General features: G+C 73.9%; 7 protein-coding genes. 2 read left to right on the top strand and 5 right to left on the bottom strand.

Features of this window, described 5'->3' with window-relative positions:
* Positions 1-106: 106 nt before the first annotated feature.
* The 3 genes from ACWCP2_RS02185 to ACWCP2_RS02175 form a co-directional block, all read right to left on the bottom strand.
* Positions 107-1246 (bottom strand): calcium:proton antiporter, encoded by a 1140-nt coding sequence (locus tag ACWCP2_RS02185; RefSeq protein ID WP_450906665.1) that lies wholly within the window; start codon positions 1244-1246, stop codon positions 107-109.
* A gap of 191 nt (positions 1247-1437) precedes the next feature.
* On the bottom strand, positions 1438-2991 hold the full coding sequence (locus ACWCP2_RS02180; RefSeq protein WP_450906664.1) for an acyl-CoA synthetase: 1554 nt from the start codon (positions 2989-2991) through the stop codon (positions 1438-1440).
* A 20-nt stretch (positions 2992-3011) separates the two neighbouring features.
* The gene (locus ACWCP2_RS02175) at positions 3012-4118 is read right to left on the bottom strand and encodes a nitronate monooxygenase (protein ID WP_450906663.1); all 1107 of its coding nucleotides are present in this window, start codon (positions 4116-4118) and stop codon (positions 3012-3014) included.
* 145 nt (positions 4119-4263) lie between these two features.
* Between ACWCP2_RS02175 and ACWCP2_RS02170 the strand changes: the two genes are divergently transcribed.
* Together ACWCP2_RS02170 and ACWCP2_RS02165 are read left to right on the top strand one after the other, a co-directional pair.
* Positions 4264-6369, top strand: coding sequence for a serine hydrolase (locus ACWCP2_RS02170; RefSeq protein ID WP_450906662.1), 2106 nt, complete (start codon positions 4264-4266; stop codon positions 6367-6369).
* A 205-nt stretch (positions 6370-6574) separates the two neighbouring features.
* Positions 6575-7018 (top strand): nitroreductase family deazaflavin-dependent oxidoreductase, encoded by a 444-nt coding sequence (locus ACWCP2_RS02165; protein WP_450906661.1) that lies wholly within the window; start codon positions 6575-6577, stop codon positions 7016-7018.
* A gap of 13 nt (positions 7019-7031) precedes the next feature.
* Here the strand turns inward: ACWCP2_RS02165 and ACWCP2_RS02160 are convergent, their stop codons facing one another.
* Both ACWCP2_RS02160 and ACWCP2_RS02155 read right to left on the bottom strand, forming a co-directional pair.
* Positions 7032-8612: a phytoene desaturase family protein gene (locus ACWCP2_RS02160; RefSeq protein ID WP_450906660.1), complete on the bottom strand. Its 1581-nt coding sequence runs from the start codon at positions 8610-8612 to the stop codon at positions 7032-7034.
* Entirely contained in the window at positions 8609-10774 is a 2166-nt protein-coding gene (locus ACWCP2_RS02155; RefSeq protein WP_450906659.1) for a protein kinase domain-containing protein, read from the bottom strand. The genes ACWCP2_RS02160 and ACWCP2_RS02155 overlap by 4 nt, the downstream gene beginning before the upstream one ends.
* Position 10775: the final 1 nt, after the last annotated feature.

Here is a 10775-nt window from a genome sequence, read left to right as displayed (position 1 = left end):
GTCATCGCACGCGGCACCTCCGACCAGCTCAAGGCCCAGACGGGCGGTGAGCGCGTCGAGGTCGTCGTGCACGAGCCGGCCGTGGCCGTACGGGGTGGCGGTGCGTTCAGGGGCTGACGGCGAGGAAGAGGTACGCCGCCAGCAGGACCATGTGCACGCCGCCCTGGAGCAGCGTGGCGCGGCCGGGGACGATGGTGAGGGCGCCGACGACCACGGTCAGTGCGAGCAGCACCATGTGGACCGGTTCGAGTCCGAGCACCAGGGGCCCCGAGAGCCAGACCGTGGCGAGCGCGATGGCCGGGATGGTCAGGCCGATGCTGGCGATGGCGGAGCCGTAGGCAAGGTTGAGGCTGGTCTGCACGCGGTCGCGGCGGGCCGCGCGGACGGCGGCCAGGGTTTCGGGGGCCAGGACGAGCAGGGCGATGATCACACCGACCACGGCGTAGGGCAGGCCGAGGTCGGCGACCCCGCGCTCGATGGTGGGGGAAACGGCCTTGGCGTTGCCCACGACCGCGACGAGCGCGACGAGCAGCAGCCCGAGGCTGATCAGGGCGGCGCGCGCGGTGGGCGGTTCGGCGTGCTCGTCCTCCTCGCCGGCCGCGGCCGCGGCGGCGGCCTGCGCGGCCTCCTTGCGGATCCGCTTCGTGTCGACGGGCAGGAAGTAGTCGCGGTGACGGACCGTCTGAACGGCGACGAACAGCCCGTAGAGGGCGAGCGAGGCGGTGGCGGCAAAGGCGAGCTGGGCCGTGGAGAACTCGGGGCCGGGCTTGGAGGTGGTGAAGGTGGGGAGCACCAGGCTGAGTACGGCGAGCGTGGCGACGGTGGCCAGGGCCGCGCCCGAGCCCTCGGCGTTGAATACGGCGACGCGGTTGCGCAGGGCGCCGACGAGCAGGGACAGGCCGACGATGCCGTTGCACGTGATCATGACGGCGGCGAAGACGGTGTCGCGGGCGAGGGAGGCCGTCTTGTCGCCGCCGTCGGCCAGCAGGGTGACGATGAGGGCCACTTCGATGACGGTGACCGCGACGGCGAGCACCAGCGAGCCGAAGGGTTCGCCGACCCGGTGCGCGACGACCTCGGCGTGGTGGACGGCCGCCAGCACGGCGCCGGCCAGGCAGAGGGCCACCAGCGCCACGGCGAGCGTGGGCAGGTCGCGTCCCCAGCTGAAGACGAGCGCGACTAGCGCCACCACGGGGACCACGACGGTCCAGTCGGTCAGGGGGGATCTGTGCGTTGCCGTACTCATATCAGCCAACTTGCCAGATGTGTGCCGCCTGTGCGGAGCAACAGCCGTCTTCAGGCCCCTGACGTGGCACTTCTCACGAAACTCCGGGCGTGGCGGACGGATGCCGGGGGGCCGGCGCCGCACGGCCGGCCCCCCGGCACGATCCCCCGGCGCCGCCCCCGGCACGACGCGCACCGGGGGCCGCCCGGCGCTCACATCGCGCGCTCGTGGCCCTCCCAGTACGGCTCGCGCAGCCGGCGCTTGTACAGCTTGCCGTTGGGGTCGCGCGGCATCGTCTCGATGAAGTCCACGGTCTTGGGCCGCTTGTACCCGGCCAGTTGCCGCTCGCAGTGGTTCAGGATCTCCGCGGCCAGGGCATCGCTCGCGGCGAAGCCCTCGGCCGGTTCGATGACCGCCTTGACCTCCTCGCCCCAGGAGGGGTGCGGGATGCCGAAGGCGGCGGCGTCCGCGACCGCCGGATGGGTGAGCAGCGCCGATTCGATCTCGGCCGGGTAGATGTTCACACCACCCGAGATGATCATGTCGATCTTCCGGTCGCGGAGGAAGAGGTAACCCTCCTCGTCCATCAGGCCGAGGTCTCCGACGGTGAAGAAGTCGCCGATGCGGTTCTTCTTCGTCTTGCCCTCGTCCTTGTGGTAACTGAAGCCGCCGGTGTTCATCTTGATGTAGACGGTGCCGAGTTCACCGGCGGGCAGCCGTTCGCCGTCGTCGTCGAAGATGGCGAGCTCGCTGATCGGCCAGGCCTTGCCGACGGTTCCCGGCTTCTTCAGCCAGTCCTCGGCCGTGGCGAAGGCGCCGCCGCCCTCGCTCGCCGCGTAGTACTCCTCCACGCACCGGCCCCACCAGTCGATCATCGCCCGCTTGACGTGGTCGGGGCAGGGCGCGGCGCCGTGGATGGCGTGCCGCATGGAGGAGACGTCGTACGCGTCCTTCGTCTCCTGCGGGAGCGCGAGGAGCCGGTGGAACTGGGTGGGGACCATGTGGGTGTGGGTGCAGGCGTGACCGTCGATCAGGCGCAGCATCTCCTCGGGGGTCCACTTGTCCATCAGGACGAGCGGGTGCCCGATGTGCAGGGCCGCGGCCGCGAACTGCAGGACGGCCGTGTGGTAGAGCGGCGAGCACACGAGGTGGACGTTGTCGTCGAAGGCGCGGATGCCGAAGATGCCGAGGAAGCCGCCGAGGTACGTCTCCTCCGGGAGCTTGCCGGGCAGCGGGCGGCGGATGCCGCGGGGCCGGCCGGTGGTGCCGGAGGTGTAGTTCATGACCCAGCCGAGCGTGCGGTCGGCGGGGGCTGTCTCCGGCTGCCCGTCGAGGAGTTCGCCGTACGAGCGGAAGCCCGCGACCGCTCCGACCGCGTACCGGTGGCTCGCGGGCAGGCCCGCCTCGTCCGCCGCGGCGGTGGCGGCGTCGCCGAAGCGTTCGTGGGCGACGAGGACCTTGGCTCCGGAGTCGGAGACGATCCAGGCGATCTCGGGGCCGACGAGGTGGTGGTTGACCGGGACGAGGTAGAACCCGGCCTGGGAGGCGGCCAGGTAGGCGGTGAGGAACTCGACGCTGTTGGGGAGGACGACGGCGAAGACGTCGCCGCGCTCCAGGCCGGCGGCGCGCAGGCCGTGCACGAGGCGGTTGACGTCGGCGTGCAGCCGTGCGGCGGACCAGGTCTCGCCCTCGGGGGTGACCAGGACGGTGCGCTCCGGGTCGGCGGTCGCCTGCGCCCAGAAGCCGTTGGGGGGTGTGTCGGTCATCTTGTCCACTCCTCGGAGCCTCAGGCCCGGCCGGCGATGCGGGTGATGCGGTCGATGGCGCGCTCGAAGCCGCCGGTGAGCTCGTCGAAGACGGCCTGGACGCTGCGTTCGCTGTTCATCCGGCCGACGATCTGCCCGACGGGGGTGCCCAGCAGCGGCTGGATCTCGTACTTCTGGATGCGGGACACGGCCTCGGCGACGAGGAGTCCCTGCAGGGGCATCGGCAGGGCTCCGGGGCCCTCCGGGTCGTCCCAGGCGTCGGTCCACTCGGTGCGCAGCTGCCGGGCGGGCTTGCCGGTCAGCGCGCGGGAGCGGACGGTGTCCCCGGAACCGGCGGCGAGCAGCTTCTCGGTGAGGGCGCGGGAGTGCATGTCGGCCTCGGTGGTGGTCAGCCAGAGGGAGCCGAGCCAGGCGCCCTGGGCGCCGAGGGCCAGTCCGGCGGCGATCTGCTCGCCGCTGCCGATGCCGCCGGCGGCGAGGACCGGGAGCGGGGCGACGGCCTCGACCACCTCGGGCACCAGGACCATGGTGGCGATGTCTCCGGTGTGTCCGCCGGCCTCGTAGCCCTGGGCGACGACGATGTCGATGCCGGCCTCGGCGTGCCGGCGGGCGTGCTTGGCGCTGCCGGCGAGGGCGGCGACGAGGACGCCGTGGTCGTGGGCGCGCGCGATGACGTCGGCGGGCGGGGAACCCAGCGCGTTCGCCAGGAGTTTGATGGGGTAGTCGAAGGCGACGTCGAGCTGGTTCCGGGCGACCTGCTCCATCCAGCCGGTGATGCGCCAGCCGGAGGCCTCTCCCTCGGGGAGTTCGGGTACGTGGTGTTTGGCGAGGGTGTCGCGGACGTAGTCGCGGTGCGCGGCCGGGATCATCGCCTCGATGTCGGCCTCGCTGACGCCGTCGACTGCCTTCTTCGCGGGCATGACCACGTCGAGCCCGTAGGGCTTGCCGTCGGTGTGCTCCTGCATCCAGTCGAGGTCGCGCTTCAGGTCGTCGGGGGCGGTGTAGCGGACCGCCCCGAGCACCCCGAAGCCGCCCGCGCGGGTGATGGCAGCGGCCACCGCCGGGAAGGGCGTGAAGCCGAAGATGGCGTGCTCGATTCCCAGTTTTCTGCTCAGCTCCGTCTCCATGGGCGGCAGGATGCCGCAGCCCGGCCGCCGAGGGAAGAGGTTTTCTGATGCAGCGTCAGATTCTTTGCCGGCCGGTCGCCGCGGGGCCCGCGTCGTGAGCGGGCAGATACTCGGGAGGGCACGACGGTGGACGGGAGGACCGGTCATGAAGACACGACGGGCAGCCGGGGACGACGGTGACGCGCAGAACCCCGGGACGGCCGGCCCGACGGCGCCGGAGGGAGGCGGCAGCGGGTCCGGCGGCTTCGGGTCCGGGGCGGACGGCGCCGGCTTCCGGTCCGGGGTGGATGGCGCCGGCTTCGGGTCCGGGGCGGATGGTGCCGGCGTCGGGGCCGGGCCCAGGGCGGACGGCGCCGGCGTCGGCGCCGGGCCCAGGGCGGATGGCGCCGACGCCGCGGCCCGGCCCGGGGTGGATGGCGCGGCCGGAAGCGGGTCCGGGCCGGACGGGGCCGCCGGAAGCGGGCGCGGGCTGTCCCGGCGGCGGCTCGGGGCGCGGCTGCTCGCGCTGGGCGGTGTGCTCGTGCTCCAGGCCGCGCTGCCCGGGTCCGCGGGGTCCGCGGGCGCCTCCGGGGGGCCGGCCGAGCGGCGCGCGCTCCAGGGACTGCGGCTGCGGTACGGGTCCGCCCGCCAGGCCGGGCTGCTCGAGAAGCACCTCGAAGGGGTGGCGGACGAGGCCCGGCGCTTCCTCGGCCCCTCCCCCGAACACCCTTACTACGCCGGGGCCGTGGTCCTCGCCGGCCGGGGCCGCACCGTGGCGCTGCACCGGGCGATGGGCGACGCCGTCCGGTACGCCGACTACGACGGCCGCACCGACCGGGTCCGGGAGTTCCCGGCCGCCCAGCGGATCGCGATGACCGAGGACACGGTCTTCGACCTGGCCTCCCTCTCGAAGCTGTTCACCTCCCTGCTGGCCGTGCAGCAGATGGAGCGCGGGCGCCTCGAACTGGAGGCGCCGGTCAGCCGGTACCTGCCCGAGTTCACGGGCGGGGGCAAGGAGTCGGTCACCGTGCGCCAGCTCCTGACGCACACCTCGGGGCTCCGCTCCTGGGCCCCCTTCTACCAGGAGCCCACCAAGGCGGGGCGATTGAGGCTGCTGTGGTCGGTGCGGCCCCAGGAGACCCCGGGGACGGTCTACCGCTACTCCGACCTCAACCTCATCGCCCTGCAACTGCTCCTGGAACGGATCACCGGTCACACCCTGGACCTCCTGCTCCAGGACGAGATCACCGCTCCGCTCGGGATGCACCGCACGCGGTACAACCCGCCGCTCTCCTGGCGCCGGGTCACGGCCGCCACCGAGGTGCAGCGCCCGCCCTGGTCCGGGCTGGACCGCGGGCTCGTCTGGGGCGAGGTCCACGACGAGAACGCGTACGCGCTGGGCGGAGTCGCCGGCCACGCCGGGGTCTTCGGCACCGCCTGGGACCTGGCGATCCTCGCCCGCACCCTCCTCGACGGCGGGGTCTACGCCGGCAGGCGCATCCTGCGCCCCGCCTCCGTCGAGCTCCTCTTCACCGACTACAACACCGCCTTCCCCGGCGACGACCACGGGCTGGGCTTCGAGCTCTACCAGCACTGGTACATGGGCGCCATGGCCACCCCGCACTCCGCCGGCCACACCGGTTTCACCGGTACCTCCCTGGTCCTGGACCCCTCCACGGACTCCTTCCTGATCCTGCTGGGCAACTCCGTGCACCCCGTGCGCACCTGGCGCGCCGGCAGCGCCCCCCGCGTCGCCACCGGCAACCGCTTCGCCCGTGCGGTCCCCGTCCGCACGAAGCACGGCGACCCGGCCTGGTACTCCGGCATGGAGACCGGCGGTTCGGGCACCCTGACCCTCCCGCCGCTCACCCCCACGACCGGCGCCGCCCGGCTGCGCTGCGCGCTGTGGTGGGACACCGTGCCCGGCGCCGGAGCGGTGCACCTGGAGGCCTCCGCCGACGGGCAGACCTGGGAGCCGCTCCCCTTCAGCACCGTACGCACCACCGGCGGCGGCGCCGAACAGTGGCCGCGGGGTTCCGTCTCGGGCTGGTCGGGCCGCATCTGGCACCGCCTCGAAGCCCCGCTCACCGCCTGGGCCGGCCGCGAGGTCCGCCTGCGTTTCCGCCACACCGCGCAGGGCCGATACGTGGGCCGCGGGGCCTACGTCGACGTCCTGCGCGTGTCGGAGCCGGCCCACCTCCTCTTCGCGGAGGACCGCCCGGCGGACGCGGCCCGCATCGAGGCGACGGGCTGGTCCCGCTCGGCGGACTGAAGGCGGCACGCACCACGGGGCCGGGCATGGCACGATGCCGGGCATCCACCGGGCGGCAAGGGTTCGGGCTTCCGGAACGGGGCACACGCCCTTGAGCGTCAGGGCCGTGCCCGTGTCTGTGCCCGTGCCCGTGCCCGTGCCCTGAGGCGTCGACAATCGTTGTTGTGGTTCGTTGACCGTTCAACACGAAGGCAGGCGAGTCCTTATGACCGACATCGACTGGGACAACCCGATCGACCCCAAGCCCGGCTGGACCCTGGATCACGTCAAGCTCTACGTCGGTTCGGGCGGGACCGAGGGGCAGTTCTGGAACAACACCCAGACCCTGCTGCTCACCACCATCGGCCGCAAGTCCGGGAAGCCGGTGCGGACCCCGCTCATCTACGGCGAGGACGACGGGCGCTACCTCATCGTCGCCTCCAAGGGCGGCGACCCCGCGGACCCGCTCTGGTACCGGAACCTCAGCGAGCACCCCGAGGTCCGGGTGCAGGTCGGCCCCAGGATCATGCAGGGCACCGCGCGGACGGCGACGTCCGAGGAACGTGCCGCGTTCTGGCCGCTGATGGTGAAGCACTGGCCCTCGTACGACGAGTACCAGACCAAGACCAGCCGGGAGATCCCGATCGTCGTCATCGATCCCGTTTCCTGAGCGCCCCGGCGCGTCAGTGCCCCAGCACCGCCATCGCCGCGTTGTGGCCCGGGACCCCGCTGACGCCGCCGCCGCGGACCGCCCCCGCGCCGCACAGCAGTACGTTGCGGTGGGCGGTCTCCACGCCCCAGCGGCCGCCGCCCTCCCCGGAGCCGGAGTACGGCCACGACAGGTCCCGGTGGAAGATGTGCCCGCCGGGCAGGCGCAGTTCGCGTTCCAGGTCGAGCGGGGTCTTGGCCTCGATGCACGGGCGGCCGTCGGCGTCGAAGGCCAGGCAGTCGGTGAGCGGTTCGGCCAGGTGGGCGTCGAGCTGGGCGAGGGTCGCCGCGAGGAGCACCTCGCGCGCCCCCTGGTTGTCCTTTTCGAACAGCCTCGCCGGGGTGTGCAGTCCGAAGAGGGTCAGGGTCTGATAGCCCTGCTCCGCCAGCTCGGGCCCGAGGATCGTCGGATCCGTCAGCGAGTGGCAGTAGATCTCCGAGGGCGGTACGGAGGGCAGTTCGCCGGCGGCGGCCTCCGCGTGGGCCCGCGCGAGCTGTTCGTACCCCTCCGCGATGTGGAAGGTGCCCCCGAAGGCCTCGCGCGGGTCCACGGAGGTGTCCCGCAGCCGGGGCAGGCGGCGCAGCAGCATGTTGACCTTGAGCTGGGCCCCTTCGGGGGCCGGCCGGGCCGGTTCCTCCCCCAGGAGTTCGGCCAGTGCCCGCGGCGAGGCGTTGACGAGCACCACCCGGCCGGCGACCCGGCCCTCCCCCGCCGCCGTACGGAAGGTCACCTCGGCCGGGGCGGTCGTGCCGTCCGTGTCGATGCGCAGCGCCTCGTGCCCGGTGGCGATCTCCGCCCCGGCCGCCAGGGCTGATGCGGCGAGGGCGTCGGTGAGCGCGCCCATGCCGCCGACCGGTACGTCCCAGTCGCCGGTGCCGCCGCCGATGACGTGGTAGAGGAAGCAGCGGTTCTGGGCCAGGCCCGGGTCGTGGGCGTCGGCGAAGGTGCCGATCAGCGCGTCGGTGAGGACGACCCCGCGCACCAGGTCGTCGGTGAACTCCCGCTCGACGGTCCGGCCGATCGGCTCCTCGAACAGCATCCGCCAGGCCGTCTCGTCGTCGAGCCGCGCCCGCAGCTCCGTACGCGTGGGCAGTGGCTCGGTCAGGGTCGGGAAGAGGCGTTCGGCGGCCCGCCCGGTGGTCCCGTAGAAGGCGCGCCAGTTCTCGTACTCCCGCTCCGAGCCGGTCAGCCGCGCGAAGGACTCCCGGGTGCGCGCCTCGCCGCCGCCGACGAGCAGTCCGCCGGGGCGGCCGGCGCGCTCGACGGGGGTGTACGAGGAGACGGAGCGCTTGCGGACCTCGAAGCTCAGCCCCAGCTCGCGCACGATCTTCGCCGGGAGCAGCGAGACGAGGTAGGAGTAGCGGGAGAGCCGGGCGTCGACGCCCGGGAAGGGCCGGGTGGACACGGCGGCCCCGCCGGTGCGGCCGAGCCGTTCCAGGACCAGGACCGAGCGGCCGGCCCGGGCCAGGTAGGCGGCGGCGACGAGGCCGTTGTGGCCCCCGCCCACGATCACCGCGTCGTACACGTCGTGCCCGAAGCCCCGCGAGGTCGTCATGGCTCTTGGTAACACACCTGGCCGAGCCGCTCCAGACAGTGTGCCTCGTCGGCGTGGGCGGCGACCGTGTCCGGGTGGCCGTCGCCCAGCGACCGTTCGCGGATGCCGGACAGGTCCCGGTAGACCGGCAGCGCCTGGTCCCAGCGGCCCAGCCGGCCCAGTCCCACGGCGAGTTCGCGGCGGCTGACCAGCGTGTCGGGGTGTTCGGGGCCGAGCGTGCGGGCCCGCGCGGCGGCCACCTCGCGGGCTTCCGCCACCGCTTCCTCCCAGCGCTCCAGGCGCCCGAGGTTGACGCCGAGGACGTGCCGGGCGCGCAGCGTCTCCGGGTCGGCCGCCCCGTAGGCGCGGGTGCGGTCGCGGACCAGGTCCCGGAACAGCTCCAGGGCCTCGGCCGAACGCCCGGTCCGGCCCAGTGCGATCCCGGCCTCGTACCGCGCGGCCAGCGTGTCGGGGTGGTCGCGGCCGAGCACCCGCTCCCGTACGGCCGCGATGTGCCGGAAGGCCTCCAGGGCCTCCTCCCAGCGGTCCAGGCGGCCCAGCGCGTACGCCACCTCGTACCGGGTCAGCAGCGTGTCCGCGTGCTCCGCGCCCAGGACGGCCGCCCGGTCGGCGGCCACCTCGGCGGCGGCCGCGTGGGCCTCGTTGAAGCGGCCGAGCGCGCCCAGCGCGCAGGCCAGGTTGTGCCGGCAGCGCAGGGTGTCGGGGTGGATCCGGCCCACGGTGCGCTCCCGGGCGGTCAGCACCGCGCGGTAGCCCTCGTACGCCTCCTGGTGGCGGCCGAGCAGGCCCGTCTCGTACGCCGCCTCCTGGCGCGCGGCCAGGGTGTCCGGGTGGTCGGGCCCGAGCACCCGGGCGCGGCCTTCGGCGACGGCCGCGTACCCGGCGAGGGCCTCCTCGGTGCGGCCGGCCCGGCTGAGGGCGAAGGCCCGCGTGTGGCCGGCGTCGAGCGCGGCCGGGCCCGTGAGGGCGGTGCCGGGGCCGTGCGGGAGTCCGTAGGCGGCGGTGAGCCGCGGGTCCTCGGCCGGGCGCGGGCGTACGACGGTGGGCGCGGGTCCGGGCCCGGCGCCGGCGCCCTTCACGGCCGGGGTGGCGGTGCCGGCGGAGGCAGAAGCAGGACCGGCACCGGAGTCCGCCCCGGCGGACGTCCGCTGCTCCCCGCTCCGGCGCGCGGCGGTCCAGGAGCCGGTGAGGACGGCCCACTCCCCGCTCGCGGGGCGGGCCTCGAGGCCCGCCCGGCGCCCGGCGGTCATCCCGTCGGCCCACGCCGGCAGCGGCGGGTGCGCCCCGGTCGCGGCGCCCGGGCCCAGCCGGGCCTCGACGAGCTGCCGGTGCAGGTGGCGGGCGTCGCCCGGCCGGTCCTCGGGGCATTTGGCGAGCAGGTCGAGGACGAGGCGCTCGAAGGAGGGCGGCAGCTCGGGCCGGTGCTCGCGCGGCGGCACGGGTGCGGTGTCGCGGTGGCCGACCAGCACGGACCAGGAGTCGCCGAGGTCGAAGGGCGGGGCTCCGGTGGCGATCTCGTACAGGACGCAGCCGAGGGAGTAGAGGTCGCTGCGGTGGTCCACCTCGCCGCCGGCGATCTGCTCGGGCGACATGTAGTGCGGGGTGCCCATGGCCATGCCGCCGCCCGTGAGCTTGGCGGTGAAGCCGATGTCGGCGGCGAGCCGGGCGATGCCGAAGTCGCAGATCTTCACCGTGCCGTCGGTGAGCCGCATGATGTTGGCGGGCTTCAGGTCGCGGTGGACGACGCCCTGCTCGTGGGTGTAGCCGAGGGCGGCCGCCATCTGCTCGGCGATGTCGACCACCACGTCCACGGGGAGCGGGCGCGCGTCGTTGTCCTCCAGGAGCTGGCTGAGATTGCGGCCTTCGAGGAGTTCCATGACGAGGTAGAGGGGGCCGCCGGCGGCGCTGTCGTCGCCGAAGTCGTGGACGACGGTGACGCCGCGGTGCTGGAGGGAGGCGGCGACGCGGGCCTCGCGGCGGAAGCGCTCGCGCAGCACCTGGGTGAAGTGGGTGTCCTGTTCGGGCCCGATGGGCTTGAGGCATTTGACGGCGACCTGCCGGCCCAGCGACTCGTCGCGGGCCCGCCACACCTCGCCCATGCCGCCGCGGCCGATCAGATCGAGCGACCGGTACCGGCCGTGGATCAGTCTGGACTCCGCCATG

This window comes from Streptomyces sp. NPDC002104 (genome assembly GCF_053593795.1).
The sequence above is the reverse complement of the archived record's forward strand: the minus strand, read 5'-3'. Positions and strand labels throughout refer to the sequence as shown.

Excerpts from the sequence above, each read along its gene's own strand:
- ACWCP2_RS02185 (WP_450906665.1), bottom strand. The coding sequence starts at position 1,246 with ATGAGTACGGCAACGCACAGATCCCCCCTGACCGACTGGACCGTCGTG.
- ACWCP2_RS02180 (WP_450906664.1), bottom strand. The coding sequence starts at position 2,991 with ATGACCGACACACCCCCCAACGGCTTCTGGGCGCAGGCGACCGCCGAC.
- ACWCP2_RS02175 (WP_450906663.1), bottom strand. The coding sequence starts at position 4,118 with ATGGAGACGGAGCTGAGCAGAAAACTGGGAATCGAGCACGCCATCTTC.
- ACWCP2_RS02170 (WP_450906662.1), top strand. The coding sequence starts at position 4,264 with ATGAAGACACGACGGGCAGCCGGGGACGACGGTGACGCGCAGAACCCC.
- ACWCP2_RS02165 (WP_450906661.1), top strand. The coding sequence starts at position 6,575 with ATGACCGACATCGACTGGGACAACCCGATCGACCCCAAGCCCGGCTGG.
- ACWCP2_RS02160 (WP_450906660.1), bottom strand. The coding sequence starts at position 8,612 with ATGACGACCTCGCGGGGCTTCGGGCACGACGTGTACGACGCGGTGATC.
- ACWCP2_RS02155 (WP_450906659.1), bottom strand. The coding sequence starts at position 10,774 with ATGGCGGAGTCCAGACTGATCCACGGCCGGTACCGGTCGCTCGATCTG.